The organism is Pandoraea iniqua, assembly GCF_902459685.1.
Lineage (GTDB): Bacteria > Pseudomonadota > Gammaproteobacteria > Burkholderiales > Burkholderiaceae > Pandoraea > Pandoraea iniqua.
In genome coordinates, this window is record NZ_CABPSF010000011.1 from 130774 (window position 1) to 148164 (window position 17391).

At 56.7% G+C, this 17391-nt stretch carries 16 protein-coding genes and 1 pseudogene; 9 read left to right on the plus strand and 8 right to left on the minus strand.

Going from position 1 to position 17391, the window contains the following annotated elements:
* Window positions 1–812: 812 nt before the first annotated feature.
* On the minus strand, window positions 813–950 hold the full coding sequence (locus PIN31009_RS28035; RefSeq protein WP_174991110.1) for a hypothetical protein: 138 nt from the start codon (window positions 948–950) through the stop codon (window positions 813–815).
* 114 nt (window positions 951–1064) lie between these two features.
* Here PIN31009_RS28035 and PIN31009_RS26530 point away from each other — a divergent pair, with 114 nt between their 5' ends.
* Both PIN31009_RS26530 and PIN31009_RS28435 read left to right on the plus strand, forming a co-directional pair.
* Window positions 1065–2045 (plus strand): DUF932 domain-containing protein, encoded by a 981-nt coding sequence (locus tag PIN31009_RS26530; RefSeq protein ID WP_150740591.1) that lies wholly within the window; start codon window positions 1065–1067, stop codon window positions 2043–2045.
* 93 nt (window positions 2046–2138) lie between these two features.
* A complete protein-coding gene (locus PIN31009_RS28435) occupies window positions 2139–2717 on the plus strand; it encodes a hypothetical protein (RefSeq protein ID WP_343039047.1) in 579 nt (192 codons plus the stop codon).
* 47 nt (window positions 2718–2764) lie between these two features.
* On the opposite strand, the gene PIN31009_RS26540 is transcribed toward PIN31009_RS28435, so the two are convergent.
* The 3 genes from PIN31009_RS26540 to PIN31009_RS26550 all read right to left on the minus strand — a co-directional run bounded on the left by PIN31009_RS26540 (window position 2765) and on the right by PIN31009_RS26550 (window position 3904).
* Entirely contained in the window at window positions 2765–3022 is a 258-nt protein-coding gene (locus tag PIN31009_RS26540; protein ID WP_150740589.1) for a helix-turn-helix domain-containing protein, read from the minus strand.
* A gap of 144 nt (window positions 3023–3166) precedes the next feature.
* On the minus strand, window positions 3167–3535 hold the full coding sequence (locus tag PIN31009_RS26545; RefSeq protein ID WP_150740588.1) for a helix-turn-helix domain-containing protein: 369 nt from the start codon (window positions 3533–3535) through the stop codon (window positions 3167–3169).
* A gap of 69 nt (window positions 3536–3604) precedes the next feature.
* On the minus strand, window positions 3605–3904 hold the full coding sequence (locus PIN31009_RS26550; protein ID WP_150740587.1) for a hypothetical protein: 300 nt from the start codon (window positions 3902–3904) through the stop codon (window positions 3605–3607).
* 155 nt (window positions 3905–4059) lie between these two features.
* Here PIN31009_RS26550 and PIN31009_RS26555 point away from each other — a divergent pair, with 155 nt between their 5' ends.
* From PIN31009_RS26555 to PIN31009_RS26585, 7 genes and pseudogenes are all read left to right on the plus strand, one after another.
* The gene (locus PIN31009_RS26555) at window positions 4060–5397 is read left to right on the plus strand and encodes a toxin-antitoxin system YwqK family antitoxin (protein WP_150740586.1); all 1338 of its coding nucleotides are present in this window, start codon (window positions 4060–4062) and stop codon (window positions 5395–5397) included.
* Window positions 5398–5749: 352 nt separating this feature from the next.
* Window positions 5750–6778, plus strand: a complete 1029-nt coding sequence (locus PIN31009_RS26560) for an AraC family transcriptional regulator (RefSeq protein WP_150792045.1) — start codon at window positions 5750–5752, stop codon at window positions 6776–6778.
* A gap of 1244 nt (window positions 6779–8022) precedes the next feature.
* On the plus strand, window positions 8023–8205 hold the full coding sequence (locus PIN31009_RS26565; RefSeq protein ID WP_150740584.1) for a hypothetical protein: 183 nt from the start codon (window positions 8023–8025) through the stop codon (window positions 8203–8205).
* A 1666-nt stretch (window positions 8206–9871) separates the two neighbouring features.
* A pseudogene (locus PIN31009_RS28275) lies at window positions 9872–11041 on the plus strand (autotransporter-associated beta strand repeat-containing protein); the annotation flags it as partial.
* A gap of 335 nt (window positions 11042–11376) precedes the next feature.
* Window positions 11377–12192: an autotransporter domain-containing protein gene (locus PIN31009_RS28280; RefSeq protein ID WP_246185872.1), complete on the plus strand. Its 816-nt coding sequence runs from the start codon at window positions 11377–11379 to the stop codon at window positions 12190–12192.
* Window positions 12193–12559: 367 nt separating this feature from the next.
* Entirely contained in the window at window positions 12560–12745 is a 186-nt protein-coding gene (locus PIN31009_RS28500; RefSeq protein ID WP_150740581.1) for a DUF3311 domain-containing protein, read from the plus strand.
* A gap of 44 nt (window positions 12746–12789) precedes the next feature.
* Window positions 12790–14193: a sodium:solute symporter family protein gene (locus PIN31009_RS26585; RefSeq protein WP_150740580.1), complete on the plus strand. Its 1404-nt coding sequence runs from the start codon at window positions 12790–12792 to the stop codon at window positions 14191–14193.
* 119 nt (window positions 14194–14312) lie between these two features.
* On the opposite strand, the gene PIN31009_RS26590 is transcribed toward PIN31009_RS26585, so the two are convergent.
* The 4 genes from PIN31009_RS26590 to PIN31009_RS26605 all read right to left on the minus strand — a co-directional run.
* Window positions 14313–15197: a class I SAM-dependent methyltransferase gene (locus PIN31009_RS26590; protein WP_343039048.1), complete on the minus strand. Its 885-nt coding sequence runs from the start codon at window positions 15195–15197 to the stop codon at window positions 14313–14315.
* On the minus strand, window positions 15181–15477 hold the full coding sequence (locus tag PIN31009_RS26595) for a hypothetical protein (RefSeq protein ID WP_150740579.1): 297 nt from the start codon (window positions 15475–15477) through the stop codon (window positions 15181–15183). The genes PIN31009_RS26590 and PIN31009_RS26595 overlap by 17 nt, the downstream gene beginning before the upstream one ends.
* Window positions 15478–15709: 232 nt before the next feature.
* Window positions 15710–16303 carry a hypothetical protein gene (locus PIN31009_RS26600; RefSeq protein WP_150740578.1) on the minus strand — a complete coding sequence of 198 codons (594 nt, stop codon included), beginning with the start codon at window positions 16301–16303 and terminating at the stop codon, window positions 15710–15712.
* Between the two features lie 177 nt (window positions 16304–16480).
* Window positions 16481–17391 (minus strand): autotransporter family protein (locus PIN31009_RS26605; RefSeq protein ID WP_150792046.1); only part of this gene is annotated, 911 nt, incomplete at its 5' end.

Here is a 17391-nt window from a genome sequence, read left to right on the forward strand (position 1 = left end):
GGAGCTCGAAAGTCACTTGCCACACGAGTTTCGGCTCGACCGCAGGCCTTCGCACCTGAAGCAGCTCTTGCGGCGGGCGGCATGGCACAGGCCAAGTGTTCAGCGTTGCAACCTGCAAATGACTGCTCCGCAGCGTGCCATCTCACACCCTGGCGGCGGAAACTGCCCGGTTTGTGGGAATTTTCAAGGTATCGCGCCTGACAATCGAACCCGCTTCCGCGCTCTTCGGCCGTTGCAACATGCCTTCGGGCGAATTCCAGAAATTTTCAGCCACATATCACCAACTCGAGATAGGACAGATGTCCGTCTTCGTCCATGCAATCGAGCATGAACGCACAACGGAAGCACTTATGAACGAGCTGAGCATCAAAACTTCCCCCTCATTTATGACCATGGCCGCCACGCTCCTCTTCGCCTGGCTGCAATTCAGACCGCTCCGTCGAACGAACGGCCCAAGGATTGCAAGCCTCTCCGTCGCGACTCGCCGCACACTGGTGGCAATAATCGCGCAATTTCGGCCCGACAAGAAGGGCTCAACGCAAGCGCTCTCATGTGAACACCCCCGGAGCACGTCGTCTCATGCATCAGGGCACCACTTTGGTCATGAGCCCGAGCGGCACAAACAGGAACCGGGGGCCAAGAATAAGCCCTACTGCCCGCGATGTCGCTCCGAGCGCGTCGCTCATCGAAATGTCGGGCGAAAAGCGGGAAGCGCAATCGGTGCGGTTGCCGGCGCGGCGAGCGGAATAGCGACAACCCTCTCCGGAGCGGAGGTAGGTGCGACGGTCGGACTGGTGGGGGGACCCATCGGATCACTCGTCGGGGGCGTAGCCGGTGCCGTGGTTGCCGGGCTCGTCGCAGGTGCTGCCGGTTGTGCGGCTGGCGCAGTTGTGGGCGATGTTGTGGACGAAAACGTCCTCGGCAATCGGGAGTGCCTCGATTGCGGCCATCAATTTGCCGTCTCATCACGCTAGCCCGCCACACTCAGCTTCTCCTCACAAATCCGCGCCACCGAGTAGCGCCGCCAAATCCAGCATTCCCTTTCGAACCTTCGGAGAATTCACATGCACCTTGTGCAATCCATGGCATATGTCAATGAAAAACCCTGGCACGGACTAGGAAACCGCCTGACCCTGAATCAACCACTCGATGTCTGGGCAGACCAAGCCGGGATGAACTGGCGAATTGAGACAACCGACGTTCGGTACGCCGATGATGACGGCTCGACAACCACAATTCGAAAATTTGAAGGGCAACGCGTGCTGTACCGGTCTGATACGAAAACACCTTTGGCGGTCGTCTCCAAGCGCTATCAGGTGGTTCAGCCGCAGGAGATCCTCGAGTTCTACCGGGATCTGACTGACGTGGGCGGCTTCCAGCTTGAAACCGCTGGCGTGCTTAAGGAAGGGCGCAAGTTCTGGGCACTGGCGCGCACAGGCCATCGGACAGCACTCAAGGGTCGTGACGAAGTCAACGGTTACCTCCTGCTAGCGACCGCGTGTGACGGAACACTCGCCACGACCGCGCAGTTCACGTCCGTTCGGGTGGTATGTAACAACACGCTTGCGATCGCGCTTCAGGACGGCACAGGGACGGTCAAAGTCCCTCACCGCTCGCAGTTCAACGCGCAGGCAGTTAAGCGTCAGTTGGGAATCGCCGTGTCGTCGTGGGAGACCTTCATCTCCCAGACGCATGCGCTCGCAAACCGCAAGATCACAAGCTCGGATGCGGAATCCATTTTGCGAAAGGTCATGACGTATTCAACTGGAACCTCGGGAACCGCTAGCCGCGCGCACGCGGACTCCAACACCGTCAACGAGCGTGCAATCAAAGCGATTTCCCACCTTTATCAAGGGCAAGGGCTGGGTGCCGACTTTCCTTCCGCTCAAGGCACCGCGTGGGGTTTGCTCAACTCCGTTACCGAGTACGTCGACCATCATCGGCGCGCAAAGTCGCCTGACCATCGGAGAGACGCCGCGTGGTTTGGACAAGGAGCCACCATAAAGCAAGATGCCTGGAATGAAGTCGTGAAGCTTGTCGCCTAGAGCACCCCAGTACCCAAGCAGAAGAGCAAAGAGCCCCGTTGGCAACGCCAACGGGGCTCTTTGCATTTCAGACTCATCGGGACCACACGCACTATGGAAAACATCAAGAACCCCGCGTCTCACAGACGTGTTGCTCTGCGCATCGCACGAGACACGCAAGACCATTTCATTGTGGAGCTCAGCCGAGGCCCCGCCTATCGATTCCCGCCCTTCTACTCGCATGCTGACGTCCTACACGAGCTCGGAGCACTGGGCGTCGACTGCACGAACTTGCACGAATCCCCAAGTGGGGCGCTTCAGGACAAACCCGCAGCAACCCTCACCAGCACCGACGAGAAGGCCACGCCGTCAATCTTTAATGGAACAGTGATGCAAGGAAAGACCACTCATGACCTCGTCGATCTGCGACTACCGCTGGGTCGAATCGTGGCAACGCCGGGTGCGTTGACGGCCATAGAACAAGCCGACGTCTCCCTGAGCCTGCTTATCTTTCGTCACGCAAATCACGACTGGGGGGAGCTATGCCCTGCGGATCGCGACCTGAATACGTTAGCACTCCAGGTCGGCGGACGCGTGCTCTCAAGCTACCCACTGCCGGACGAGAGCAAGGTCTGGGTCATCACGTCGGCGGATCGGTCGCTCACGACCGTCCTATTGCCGAGTGAGTATTGAGGAAGAACGGAACGACGAAAGAGGCGCTTGCCGCGAAGGTTCGCCGATTAGCTGCGTAGTGAGGTGAGAGGTACTGTCGAAATGCTTTCGACAATCGCCCGCGGATCGGCTTCAGGCACGCGCACATATTCGAGGAACTCAATAAGATCCAGTCGCCGCAAACCATTCTCAGCCTTGGAAACTGAAGATTGCGAGCGACCAATTCGGTCCGCAAGTTCCTGCTGCGAAATGCGGCGCGACTTCCTCAACTGAGCGAGAAGTTTCACGACGCGCTGGTAGCGATGGTCTTCGATAGGGTGCGACATGACGCAAACCATACCGCCGCATCTCGCGCCTAGCCGCACCGGCAATGACGCAATGCGATAACTCTCATGCAAAAGCAACTACCGCGCTATCAACACAAAGCCTCCCCGACCGACGAGGCTCCCCATTAATCCTCACGGCGTCGCCTAACGCCGCCCATGCTCCGATTGCTTCCGGGCTAGACGCGCCGAAAGACGCTCAATCACCTCGACCATCATCTCTCGATCTGAGGATGTCAGTTTTGACAGCAGCCGACTGAGATGGCTGGCTTGATCCGACGGCCGAATACTGGCATCCGTAAGCAAATCGGCAGCATCGCACTGAAAGACCTCAGCCAATTCAAATAGTCGAGCCACAGTCGGAACGACTTTTCCTCGCTCCATACGAGATACAGCCTCCAGACCGACACCAAGCCTTTCGGCAACCTCATCTTGTGTTAAGCCACTGGCCAAACGCTGGCGCGCAATAGTGCGTCCGATTGCGATCTGCAATTCATCCGAATTCGATTTCGACATGATTCCTCCCGGTCACCCGAAATGGTTGACCACCATCTCGTTGACTCGAAGGACCCAACAGGTTGATAATCAACCAATTAGGTTGATATTCAACCGAGTTTCACTCACATTTTGCGCAGTGCGCGATATCCCGATCTCGAAGTCCATGCGTTTCAATTGATCTGTCTCGGAAAGGAGTATCGCAATGCGCATGTCCATCTGCTCAAGATACTTGGAGCTCAGCATGTCGATGCCCGTGGGTTCCATATACGCGCAAGGCTGCGAAGTCAGTGGATGCAAGTTGAGCGCCGCACTGATGCAGTTCAACTTGTCCTGCGTGGGTTCTTCAGCCCCCCCCTCCAGGGCGCTTGCGCGGGAGCGACTCGACACGCATCCCATTAGTCCTGCGATGCATCTCGCCACTGTCGAGTCGTCCTCAAGGCGCTACCAAACCGAAGTCGAAACGCCTCGGGATCGGTTCCTACCTTAGCTATCCAGGCGTTCCCAAGTGAATTTCTTACGTCAACAAACATCCCCCAAAAATTATGAAATCCATCACAGACTTTAAAGACCAGGTAAACACGAAGACCGCTAGGCTTTGGCGGCTAAGCATCGCGACGGTGAGTATCCTCCCGTTCATATGGCTCGCCGCCTGCTCCGACAGAACCCTCGATTTTCGCAACGCGGAAATCGTTAACGGAAAGGCCTACGCTGTAGGCGCTAACAAGCCCTTCACCGGCAAGCTCACCAACATTCCTGAAAACGCCCTGCTACTGAAGCAGGACGGATTCGTCAAAGCGGCTCGCGTTACCGGCATGACCCTTGCCGGAAACATGGGAGGCGCGCAGTCTGTCATGTTTGACTCGTTGTGCGACGCTCAAGTGAGCGACGGCATGTTGGATGGGAAATTCGTTTGCAAGGCGCCGCAGTCTGAGACGGTCATGATCGAGTCGTCTTTCAATCGTGGGGCGTTGGACGGAAAGCTGACGCTGAATGGCGGACCAGGCAATGGCCCGCTAACTGAAGTCAAGTTCGACAATGGCCTGCCCAATGGCACGCAAAAGATCTATGGATGGAGCACCCATAAGCTTGTACACACATATCCGTGGGTGAGCGGCGTGCTCTCTGGCACTGAAGAAGGGTTTGACGCCAACTCGGGCGAGCTCATCAAGCGCGTTTCAATTGTTAACGGTCAATACGAAGGGGAATTGGTACAGTACACGCCCGACGGCAAACAAATGATCCTGCGCGCGACTTATGTCGGCGGACGTTTGAATGGCCCTTTCAAGTCGTGGGATGCCACTGGCTCACTGACAGGGGAAACTTTGTATGCCAACGGGATAGAGGTCGGCACGGATGGGAAATCGGTCGATGACTGTGTTCGCGAATGGGACGAGGCCGATCAGAGCATTCAGACATCCAAACAGATGGCAAAGGGGATTCTGACCGGCACCACACCAGCCACGGAGGAGCAGAAGGACTCGTGGCGCAGCAATTGCCGCGCTGGTAACCATCCAAACCCCACGGAACAATCACAAGCCCGCCAAGCGTACGAGCATGCGAGCGCCGCCATTGATGACTGCATTGCTAACAAGAAGGCCATGCTCCGGCGCAACAGCGGCATGCCGGACAATTTGGCGATCATGGATTCTCAGATCATTGAGATGCGTAACGCCTGTTACCGCGAGGTCGGCCACACCGCGTCAGCCAGAAGCTCGACTATTGCGAGCTCAGGCTTGCCGAAGGCCTCCTCAGCCGAAGATGCGTGCGTGGCGGCATGGACTGCTGCGTATCGACGGGAGAAGGGTGGTGACGCATTAGTCTCAATGGACCAATTGAACGAGTGGGAGGCCTGGTGCAAATCGGGCAAGCGGCCGAGCTAAGGCGTTTCGTTTCGCGCGCATATAGGCAGAAGGAGCGCGATGCGCCCCTTCTGCCTAATTTTTTGGAGCATTCTTTTTTCGCACGTGCTCTTCATTTTTTGTCCCGAGATCTTCCTGCCCTGATGACTACTATCGCCCCGCACCCCAAGGCCTTACCGCCATGCGCTAAGTGCCACGCAACGCCGAAACAATGACTTGGGGCGAAGAGTCAAGGCACTCGTCAATCCTAGTTGACGAAAACAATGTTCTCATTATCATGAAACGCGTCGTGCCTCACCCATCCGCCGTCCTAATAGAAGTCAATAACGCAGCGATGACGACGCAGCACATTCAAATCTGACGGATATGACAGATGACGACGAAAGAGATCGTGCTGACGACCACGCTCGTCGATGCCGCAGATAAGGTCGACTATTGGCGCGAAGCCATGAGCCCTCTATTTGAGATTGGCCTACCGCCCTCCTCCACTGTCTCAGCCTTGGACGGGGAATGTCGGATCCGTTCGACTGGCGAGCTAATGCTTCTTAATACACGCTTCTCCGACCAAATTTTCTTCCGTTCAGAAGCAAAGGCGAGAAAGGCCGACGCCGACGTACTGTTACTCCAACTCATCTGTGGCCACGGTTTGATGGGACGTTTCGGTACTTCTGCGATCGAGCTTCGATACGGCGACCTATTAATTCAAGACATCGCCCGCGCTTGTATCACACCGGTTGTCCAAGGTCGCACGCTAACTATCGTGGTCGATCGCATATGCCTGGAGCGACTATTGGGGCGGTCTGATCTGAACGGTGTCGTCCTGCGACGGGAGCAGCCAACGACCCGTCTTCTCGCGGACTACTTGAAAACGCTTTGGGATGTGGCGCTTGATTTGAACGCGGCAGACGCGTCCCTGGCACTTGATGTCGTTGGACGGCTTATGAAGGCGGGGACCGGCAATGCGTTGGTCATGTCCCCCGAGGAGGAAGCAGCTTACGCAGACACAATGCACCCCCAGATCCACGCGTACATCCGCCAAAAACTTGCTGGCACTGACCTAACGCCTGAAACCATTATGGCGCGGTTCAATATGTCTAGGACCGGGCTTTATCGCGCAATGGACGGTGCCGACGGTATCGCCCGAGTGATTCGGAACACCCGGCTTGATGCAGCCCTGGCGCTTCTTATAAAACAAAAGGGCCTGCCGATATCCCAAGTGGCCTATCAATGTGGTTTTTCGAGCCCTCAACACTTCTATAAGGCTTTCCGACGCAAGTTCGGACACTCCCCAATCGAAGCTCGCGAAGCACATCATGCGAACACCGCACCCCCGAGTCTAAGACAAATCATACGTCACTACGGGCGCGTAGAGAGGTCGTATATGCTGCCGGAAATTGCATGAAGTTGCTTTGGCAGCCGAACACAACTACAACCTTATGACTCAAGCCGCACCCCATAGCGCGTTTTTCATGTGCCTTGGTTGTGAGATCGTCGAATGTGATCGCAGCAGTGAGCGAACTGGAAGCGTCCGCAAGCACTATCTTGCGATGCAGCACATCCCACAACGAGTCCGGAATCGACTGCTGTGAGCCTTGGCTTTAAGGCGCAGACGCCGACACCCACGGCTTGTATCGCTGCGCACCTCCCCGCCCCCGCGTCTCGGCCACTTGGCGCATAGAGCCTGCGCCACTTCCGTTAGGAACAACGCTTTCAATTCGCCCGAAGTTGGGCGGTCATACGAAATAGCGGACGTAGCCCGCCATGGCGATCGGGGTGATTTGCTCGCACACCGTTTCAGGTGCAGAACGGCATCAGGCAACGCCGTCGCAGTTGACGTTTTCGACGAAATGTCAGCGAGCAGATTCGCCCTCGTAAAACGCGAGCCACACGAGATCGCGCGAAAAGTCGCATTAGTGCTACGGTTGCCATTGCAAAGTTCGCCTTTTATGTTGAGTTTCCGCATGAATGAATCTCGCCGAAGGTGCTGAGTCTCCACGAACGCGTGCATTCGCATATTCTGAAACTGACCCAATCACGGTCTTGCTCGGGGGACCCGGTCCGCGGTTGGTCGTGTCATGTCTCCTCCGCTGTGGGTTGAGGATGCCGTCCTAACGCGGACGGCATCCTTTTTGCCTACTTATCCAGACACTCGTTCATAGCCTCTCCATTTTTGGGGGCACGCAGTTGACAAAATTGCCATGTGCGCCTCCCTGCCCTCGGAATATGGAACTGAGCGCGCGCCATTTTGGCTCATAGCTTTCGGCTAATGCGGGATAACGGAATTTCCAGCGTTTCCCGGCGTGCCCGTTGCTACATAGCCGCCGTACGGATGACGTTCACGTACGCGTGAGAGAGAACGTCAAAACGCAGGGTTGCGGCGCGTGGATCGTCAGGCCTTTTGAATTTCGAGCATCTCATTTTGAAAACATGACCGCCCCGATCGCGCTCATGCACCGCAATCACCGCGTGGGCTAGATCGAAAGCTATGCTCGCTTCGTCACTCCGAATTCCGGGCGTTTCGGCTACGCCGCAACCGATCAACCCCGCCGTCAACTGCAGGATCGAACCAGACCATGAACAATGACAATAAGGACTTCGATCGTTGAGTGTGACCCCAAGCGGCTTCGCCATCTTGAGTCCAGGCAAATGGTGAATCTCGCGCTACTAGTGGCATTGATCTCGACACACCCAAATCCGGAAGCAGCCGCCGAAGTCTTTGTGCAATCGAGTGACCAGTTGATCTCGGGATGGCTGGCACTGCACCTGCCTCAAAAGTTCATCGACTCGGGCATTGCTTATCGAGACTTGCTGCTTGGTTACTTTAGCTGAGCAAGCGCGCGGACACTGATGTTGGCTGACATCGGCCGCCTGGTCTCATCTCCACAACTCGGCATCCTGCACGCGAAACCATCGTCCTAGCATCTCGGACGAGTACGGCTCTTCATGCTGATGAAGATGACGAACTCAGTCGATCGAGTTTTGGTGAGCCACCGCATTTCTTCCTGTCTCCGCGGCCCGCCCGGATACCCATTGACTAAGTCGCTCCGCAGCCTTACTGCGGACCTCACCGGCTGTGGTGCTCCCCAGAGCATCGGAGCAACCTTCGTATCAAAACTACAAGGCCCCTCAGTCCCGCTCCTGCAGGAACCCGCTGCCCGATTGCCCGCTCTCGACGGTGCTAGGCGGACATCGTGTCACTGTCAGCATTAATAGCCCTTTCGCAACATCTCCGAAATCTGCACCTGAATATCAAAAGCCGATGAGGCCTTCTTCAAAGAAGCAGCATATAGACGCTGCCACAATGATCAAGCGCTTGACGCGTTTTCATCAACTTGCAAGACCGGGCTGCGAATCGACATTGGAATGCCATTGCGGGGCGTTGTTGCACACACCTGCAGACAGAGTGACGACCTGACGGTTTCGAAAACGCTCGAACAGAGGCCGCATCTACACAGCTGTTTCCTACATGGATTCCTGGGGATTAGCAGAAACACCCCTCGGGGATGCAGACGTGGCCCATGGCGAAATTTGGATAGCACCAAGAACTCGACGAAGCACAACGCGGGACTGACCGCACGAGGTGCGGTAACGGGGGATCGGAATGCACAGTTTTCAGCAATGGTTGAGAGGAAAGCGTATCGTTGGCGCTATGGTTCAGGGCCGGCGCGAACACGAGTCAATCGCGCGAGCGCTATGCATCCATGACGGTGGAATTGCGCCGACGCTGCCCGTCAGCGTCGCTCCAAGCACGCTGCTCGCACCGCATCCCGTCAAGCTGATCTGCCTAGGCGTGATCACGTCGTTGTCTCTGGCGTCCCATTCGGCGCAGGCAACTTGCACAACGTCCGGCACGACGACTCTATGCGATCCAAACGTCTCCACTCCCTACACGAGCACAATCCAAACCGGCCCCACTACGCCGTCCGGAGCAACGGTCGATGTTGGGACAAACGCACGGGTGATTGTCGGAGATGCCTCCGCAATCTCGGTCGGCGCGAATGCCACAATCAATATTTCCTCCGGTGCCCTCATCCAGAATAGCGCCGTCAAGAACAGCGGCCTGTATAGCACGGGAGCCAACACCATCGATGTCGGTGCAAACAGCACCGTCAATGTCGCCAATGGGGCAACAGTGCTGTCCAACGGCACCCAAGGGAATGCCGAGACGATCAACCCAGAAGGCGCAAATGTCGAGATCAATAACCACGGCACCATTCAAGCAACACACGCAGCAGCGATCTGGTTCGAGAACACGGTCGGAACCAACTACGTCAACAACTTCTCCGATGGCGTGATAGCAGCGCCCGGCAACGTAATCGGGAGTTCGGGCAATGGCGCGGTGATCTTTACTAATCAGGGACAGGTCATCGGGAATCTCGTTTTCGCCGGTGGCGACGACGTACTGCATCTGTTTACCGAATCTTCGATCTCCGGCTCAATCAACGGCGGTGGAGGGAGAAACCTTGTAACGCTTAACGGATTGGGAAGCGACACGATGTCGGCCGGCGCATTCAAGAATTTCCAGACTCTCATCAAACAGGACAGTGGCACCTGGACGTTATCCGACACAATGAGCGGCATCACAATGACGGAAGTGCAGGGCGGCACATTGATTCTCTCGGGCGACAACACTAAGTACGCAGGCAAAATGTCTGTCGGCGTCGTGGGTGTCTTGCAAGGCAGCTCGCAGAACTTGCCACCGACAATAAGCGACGACGGCCTAGTGAGATTTTCCCAGACGACTGATGGCACTTATACGGGCAATATCGCCGGCTCCGGCCGCATCGAAAAGTCCGGTGCTGCGACACTCACACTCGCGCCATCGACCACTGTTGGCAACACCTACTCAGGTGGTACGCTAATTTCACAGGGCATCCTGAACTTCAGCACCGACGCCGCGCTCGGCGCAACCTCGGGCGGCGTAAGTTTCAATGGTGGAGCGCTACAGTTCGGCACTTCGTTCGACCTCGCTGGATCTCGCCTCATTACGCTGGAGGCGAACGGCGGAGTTATCGACACGCAAGGCTTCAAAACAACGATCACGCAGCCGATCACGGGGCCCGGTGGCTTGGCCAAGAAAGGCAGCGGCACCCTGGAGCTTGATGGTGTGAGCTCCTACAGCGGCGGCACGACAGTACTTGCAGGTACGCTCGCAGTGGGGGACCCAAGTCATTCTTCCGCCGCGATCTCCGGAGGAGGTCCCGTGATCATCGCAAGCGGGGCGACCCTCGGCGGCTATGGCACGATCACGGGCAACGTGACCAACAACGGCACGGTAGCCGTCGCTAATGCGATGACCGCATTCACCGGGCAGAACGCTGGCACGTTCGCGATCAACGGCACACTCACTAACTCCGGGCTTGTCCAGGTCGGATCGAGCAACACCAAGACTACCGGCAACACGCTCGGCGTGACGAGCTACGTCGGCAATGGAGGCACGCTGGCCACCAACAGTTATCTCGCCGGGGATGGTGCGCCATCTGATCTGTTGTTGATCCAGGGCGGTACGGCGAGCGGCACCACCACGCTTGCTGTCACGAATGCTGGTGGGCCGGGTGCCCAGACGGTGCAGGACGGTATCAAGGTGATCCAGGCTATCAATGGCGCGACGACCACGGCGGGTGCGTTTTCGCTCAAGGGGGGACTGATCAAGGCCGGAGCATATTCGTATTTCCTGGCTCAGGGCGGTGTGAGCCCGGGAACTTCGCAGAACTGGTATTTGCGAAATACAATCGCGCCGACGCCGGCGCCCACAAACGGGCCAGATGCCCCTGTCATTGGCCCGACATTGGCCGAAGGGACACCAGAATTGCCCGATCCCCCCATGCCCGGTACCGACCCGACCGTGTTGTATCGACCAGAGGTTGCTCTCTATGCGGAGATTCCTAGCGTCGTGCGAATGCTCGGCCTGCTTCAGGCGGAGAGCTTCCACCAAAGGCAGGGCGAACAGGCCCTTCTGCATGAGGGGCAGGGTGCGCTGAGTGCAAGCTGGGCGCGTGTTTGGGGGGCAAGAGCGATTTTGCGCAAGACGGCACCGTTTCTCCAAGGTTCGATGGCAACTCGTTCGGCTTCCAGGTTGGGCAAGACTTGTACACGCACGTGCGCGAGAGCGGCCATCGTGACCATATCGGCGCGTTGTTCGGGATTGCTCGAGCGACCGGCGACGTGACAGGATTCGCGAATGGGTTCGCGGGCGCCCCTGTCGGGCACCTCGCGGTTGACACCTATAGTGCAGGCCTTTACTGGACACATATCGGGCCGGGAGGGTGGTATGCCGATGCAGTGGTCATGGGAGGAGGCGTGGACGCCAAACCCAACTCCGTCGATGGCATGATGGTGTCGACGCATGGCGGCACCGCCTTGGTGTCCTTCGAGGCGGGTCTGCCTCTGAGGCTGCCGATGTCGACGGCCAACACCGCCTGGACCATTGAACCCCAAACCCAACTCGTCTACCAGCACGCATCCATCAACAACTTCAGCGATAGCGCTTCGGACGTGAACCTGTCACCCTCCAACTCCGGGGCCGCGCGCCTGGGAGTACGCCTTGCGGCCGCGTACCCGATTGGGGCGGCACGGGCGCAAACTTGGCTGCGGCTCAATGTCCTGCGTACTTTCGGCGGCAATGACATGGCAAGCTTTGATGGGACCTCGATCACGACGCAAGTACGTGCCACTGCCGGGCAAGTGGAGCTCGGCCAGTGGATAAAAATGGGGGCGAGACTTGGCATGTACGCGAACGTCGGCACGATCTTCAATCTGGGCGGGGCCCGTCAGCGAATGATTCTCGGCAACGTGGGAATGAGATGGACGTGGTAGGACGAACGTCTTGGGTTTCCACATTGGCACCGCCGAAAATTCCGTCTTTCCGCACGGCGAAATTCAGTCAATGGGACCCTGCACTTTTCAAGTGAGCGTCAGCTGAAGTTCTTGTCCGGGCAGGCACATCGGATGTCTGTAGCACCGAATTCGGTCCACATTCGCGTATTGGGTAGCACGCCGATCATCACAAGTTCTCCGGCACGGCGCGCCGCACCGAGTCAACGTCCGCAATTACAAAAAAGGCCGGCATTCCGGCCTTTGTTGTTTCAATTAACAACACAACCTCTTCGTTTTATGCTTTTCAATTTCGTTTAGCTTAAGATTCAAATATCAAGCACCATCCACGTTCTCTTGAAAGGCATGCATGCGATATCTGATCGGCTTTGTCGTGCCCTACGCGCTCGTACTTCTGCCACTGCGTTGGTTGGCCAAATCCGGTGAGCTCATAGGCGGCGTCCCCTTGATCTTCATCTGGCTGATCGGTTGCATCCCGCTCACTTCACTGTGTCTATACACTTGTTGGCGTCTGTTCGACGCAAAGCATCACTAGACTCGCCTCTCTACGTCGTTTGATAACGAAGGATCGACGGCACCATGGCACCAGTCGTTTTTTCACTTTTGATTGCTTTCGCTACGACCCTGGCGATCGCCGCCGGTCGAGGCCGACGAAATCAATCGCCGCTCGACTTCTTTGTTGCATCGCGCCAACTCACGACCATTGCCGTGTTCTGTCTTGCCGCCGCCGAATCTTACGGCATCGGAACGCTCATCGGTTTTTCGGCCGGCGTATACAGTAACGGCGCTGCATACGGCGTTTGGTATATAGGCTACCTTCTGCTCGCGTATCCGATTGGATACTTCCTGCTGCCGCACCTTTGGCGTATGGGCAAGCAGTACGAGGCCATCACCCTGCCCGACCTGATCAAGGGCTACTTTCAGAGTCGCACCTTCGAGCTCGTCGTTGCCATTGGATCGATAGCGTTTCTCGTCCCCTGGGGACAACTACAGCTCATCGGTCTCATCATCGCAGTAAGGGCACTTGGGTTGAACCTCCCACCGATCGTCGTTATTGCCTTCGCCACAGCCCTCGCATTTCTGTTTGTCATCATTGCAGGGATGCGCTCATCGTCACGTATCGCGATGCTCAAGGACCTATTATTGCTGATAGTAATTGTCGCTACGGGAATTTCTGCTGTAACCGCTGCCGGAGGCGTCGGTCCTCTGTTCGATGCGGGTGGCATACGCATTCGCGCTACGCTAACTGACGAAGAAATCAACTTCGCAATCAGCACCATTGTCTTTCAGGCGTTGGGCCTGTATCTAATACCGTTGGCGCCACAAGCGATATTCAGCGCCAAAGATCCCGTTGCATTGCGCCGGGCGCACATCTTCATGCCGCTGTACATGCTACTGTTTCCATTTCTCATCGCTGCGGCTTACTACGCGGCGTCGCGCCCGGCATTGGCAGTCACCCCAAGCGATACATTCCTCGTTACCGCACTGCAAACCCTGCCCGCATGGGCGCTCGGTCTCGTCGCCGCTGCGACGGCACTGACCAGCATGTTCGTCCTTGCCGGAACCTGCCTTGCGATCGCCCCAATTGTGGTCCGCAACGTCGTACCTTCGCTCCCCGTAGCCCGCCAGACCAGAATGGCGCGACTTACCATCACCTTGTTTCTGGTGGTAGTCGTAGCACTGTTGCCGATTGCTACGCCGGTCATGATCCGATTGGTCAACATCACCTATGTAGGTGCCACTCAGTTTGTTCCGACCGTCGCGGTCGCGTTGCTCGGGATCAGGGTCTTGCCCACCGCCCTCATATCCGGCGTGGTATGCAGTTTGGCCTTTGCTGTGACCGGTGTCGCACTCAACTGGACTTTCGCAGGCGTCAACATAGGCGCCATTTCACTAGGGCTCAACGTCGCCGTCGTATGTGCTCTCCACGCCTTTACACGCCGGCGAGGACGAGCCGCTCTCGTGCAACGGCGAACGTTTTAGCACCGCCCCAAGGTCATCCGATGGCCGCCACGCAGTACCTGCGCAGCAACATTCTGGAACAACAAAGGCCGGGAAACCGGCCATTGTTGTTAGTAACCTCTATTGATTGAAGCTGGCCGCTAAGCAGCGCTGGCCTGAATAAGACGTAATCCCCATCCCGTTTTTAGCGTTCCATCTTCACGTTGAATCGCGGCAAACGCCGAAAATAGTTCGCCCTTGAACTGTGAGCGCGTGGTCGCGGACATCCTGTCAGTATCATAAGTGTCCAACATGTCCGACCAAAACCGCTCCGGTGTAGGCGTCCAGTCAACTTCAATCTCTTCGAACACGACACTTGCGAAACCGTGCCGGAGTAGTTGACTCCAGCCGGCTTCGCTGCGTGTACGAGCATCACCGAGTGGCAAATGTGCAAGGTTCGCCATCGCAATCGGTCTGAGTATGTCTAGAAAGACTTTCCCGACTTCCCCGGTCAGAAAGGTTCGCCCGACGACAGCTGAAAAGGTACCTCCTTTACGCAATACCCGGCGAATTTCACGGATTACCTGCACTATGTCGTCCATCAACATCAGAGCCATGTGCGATAGCACGTAGTCCACTGAACCGGTATCGAGCGGCAACTCCTGTGCGCGCCCATTTATCAACCACACATCCTGCGGCAACGCTGCGCGGGCCGCGCTTAACTCGCTATCGCTCATGTCGACACCGATCAACTTGGTTCCTGCATGGCCCCTATCGCTCAGAATTTTCAGCAGTGGCCCATCACCACATGCCAGATCGAGCACAGCGCGCGACGCCCCATCATTCGGGACCCGCTTTACCAATGCATGATAGGACGATAGGTATTCTGCCTCCGTAGACCACGCAGGCTGATTGCCAAAAGCCCGGCGCGTCGCTCCGGCCCGACGCCGATGAAAATCTCTTAGGTAGACTTCCGCTTGGGACGTCATTCTTGCGGTACCCGCAATCCCGAGCTTGAGCGCATAGTCATCAAATGCCTCCCTCATCGAAAATGACGTCCTCGTCGGATAGCTCTACTTTTGAAGGAAAAATGGCAGAAACAGCGACCGGAGTGATTATAAGGTCGCCAATCCGATGCCGCGTCTCGTCGAGAAAAGAGTTCGCTGTGGCGGAAACGAGCGCTAACACAAATGAGATCGAGGAGAACATGCTGACGACGCAATAACGGTTCACCGTCAGATCAAGCTCGACAATCTGCAATTCGAGTCTCATCGCGCTTTCGCACAAGGTGCGATATCGTCGCCGCCCCCCGAGCACGGTAGCCACGCCCAGATCGAACTAGTGCGCATAGCGGGCTTCTTGTCTGGTAAGCACAAGGCGCGGACCATTAATGCTCGTACATCGTCCCCGCCGCATGCAATCATTCCTGCAGCGCAGCCCTCTAGCGTCACACACAATTCGGTGAGCGCATTCTCGCGTCGCTTTCGCGAACCGGTTCGGGCACCGAAGCATATCGTTGAGTTGCAAGACGAGCAGCTTTGGTCGATGGTCGCCCTCCTTAGGCGTCACGTCGCTCGACCAAAGCACTTCGAATTTGATCGATATATTTCGAAGGAAAATTGCTTCCATCAAGCACCTGGAGCGTGGCTTCTAAGACGGCAATGTCGTCTATGCGACCATTGACGTTACGTTGCACATAGTCCTGGTACTTGATTGGCTCAATCATTAGGAGTTCATCGGGAATACCCAACAGGCTCAGGGCACCCTTCACCGCATTGAGCATCGAAGGCCTAGCGCAAGTCACGATGGAAAAGAAGTGATCGCGATTGAGCTTCTTATCGAGTCCGGCGAGAGAACTCATTAGGTAGTATCTGTCGCCCTCACGTATGCCTCTCTCGACCATCTGTTCAAGGTACTTCGCAAACCGATCATCATTCCTCACGCTCGGCGGACAAACAGCGTCACTCACCCCGTGAAGCGCGTCGATAAACTCGTGCGAACCTTCAAGGGCCTCAAATATCCCCCCATCGGTGCAAGATGCCAGGATATGCAGAATCCAGGAGTCGCAAACTCCAGAGATGTGGACCTTTAGTTGGTCCATGATCCAACGTTCCGTAGCATGGTCATGCTTGCCGGAGTCTGGAGTTTTCATGTTGTATTTTTTCTCAGTTGTATTTCGCTCTGCAGGCGTAGAGCACACGTGCGAAGGCTATCGATCTAACTGCATATTTGTGTTCCATACACGCATCAGCGATCATCCTCCTGCATAGCCAAACAGGCTCGCAGCGTTAGCTGAGAGCCTGTTTGTTTGGTCGCAACCCCTTGGTGGTTAGAACTTCATTCTGAATCCGAGATTGGCCTTCACGTTGTAGTTACCACCAAAGTGATTGACCGACGTGTTCACCGAACTCTCACCGTACACCGTGTACTTGTTATCCGCCCACGAATACGAGCCTCCCACGCCCGCGCCCATCCACGTTCTGTCAGTCCTCGTGTCAAAGTCCACACCCGCCACATTCACCGACGACCCGCCGAGCATCTCCTGATAGACGTTCAAAATCCCGTAGAACGACGCGTTCATGGAGCGCCCCTGACTGTCCTTCCACGAGTTCGTGTAGTTCGCCGCCACCCCCAGTCGTCCAATCAGGCTATTGCTCCCGTGCATGCTCACGTCACTTCCCCAAGCATCCTGGAACGCGCGAGCATCGATCGACGACCACATCAGTTGCGCCTGCGGCGTCACCGACCAGTTCTGATCGATCGCCACACGCTGGCCAGCCTCGATACTCGTGGCAACCCCCATGGCTTTGCGACCATCGGCAAGACCCGTATGGGTTGCCCACGACTTCAGGTCACTGTTAAACCAGTTCACCTGCGCCTGGCCGTCGACGTAGACGCCCGTGTTGCCATACCAGGTTGCCGTCGCCCCCACACCCCAGGCGTTCGTGTTGATCGCACCGTCACCACTAAACGACGAGATATCCGCACGGCCGTTGCCGTACTGCGCAGTGACACCGCCAATGAACTTGCCGTTATCATCCTCGTAGAACTTGTGGTCAACACCGGCTTGCATGGTGAATGTGTTCACGTCCTGCGTCATGCTGGCCGTGGACGTGTTCGGTTGGAGGTGGTTATGCCCACCCTCGACACGTGCCCAGGCTCCGTTGTTGTCCGCAATGGCACCACTCGTCTGGCCGTCGCCGTTCTGGCCCGTCCAGTAGCGCTCACCCACACGCTCTT

Coding starts and splice junctions, on each gene's coding strand:
- PIN31009_RS28435 (WP_343039047.1), top strand. CDS start 2,139: ATGGAAAACATCAAGAACCCCGCGTCTCACAGACGTGTTGCTCTGCGC.
- PIN31009_RS26545 (WP_150740588.1), bottom strand. CDS start 3,535: ATGTCGAAATCGAATTCGGATGAATTGCAGATCGCAATCGGACGCACT.
- PIN31009_RS26540 (WP_150740589.1), bottom strand. CDS start 3,022: ATGTCGCACCCTATCGAAGACCATCGCTACCAGCGCGTCGTGAAACTT.
- PIN31009_RS28500 (WP_150740581.1), top strand. CDS start 12,560: ATGCGATATCTGATCGGCTTTGTCGTGCCCTACGCGCTCGTACTTCTG.
- PIN31009_RS26565 (WP_150740584.1), top strand. CDS start 8,023: ATGGTGAATCTCGCGCTACTAGTGGCATTGATCTCGACACACCCAAAT.
- PIN31009_RS26590 (WP_343039048.1), bottom strand. CDS start 15,197: ATGAGGGAGGCATTTGATGACTATGCGCTCAAGCTCGGGATTGCGGGT.
- PIN31009_RS26530 (WP_150740591.1), top strand. CDS start 1,065: ATGCACCTTGTGCAATCCATGGCATATGTCAATGAAAAACCCTGGCAC.
- PIN31009_RS26555 (WP_150740586.1), top strand. CDS start 4,060: ATGAAATCCATCACAGACTTTAAAGACCAGGTAAACACGAAGACCGCT.
- PIN31009_RS26560 (WP_150792045.1), top strand. CDS start 5,750: ATGACGACGAAAGAGATCGTGCTGACGACCACGCTCGTCGATGCCGCA.
- PIN31009_RS28035 (WP_174991110.1), bottom strand. CDS start 950: ATGGCCGCAATCGAGGCACTCCCGATTGCCGAGGACGTTTTCGTCCAC.
- PIN31009_RS26600 (WP_150740578.1), bottom strand. CDS start 16,303: ATGAAAACTCCAGACTCCGGCAAGCATGACCATGCTACGGAACGTTGG.
- PIN31009_RS26585 (WP_150740580.1), top strand. CDS start 12,790: ATGGCACCAGTCGTTTTTTCACTTTTGATTGCTTTCGCTACGACCCTG.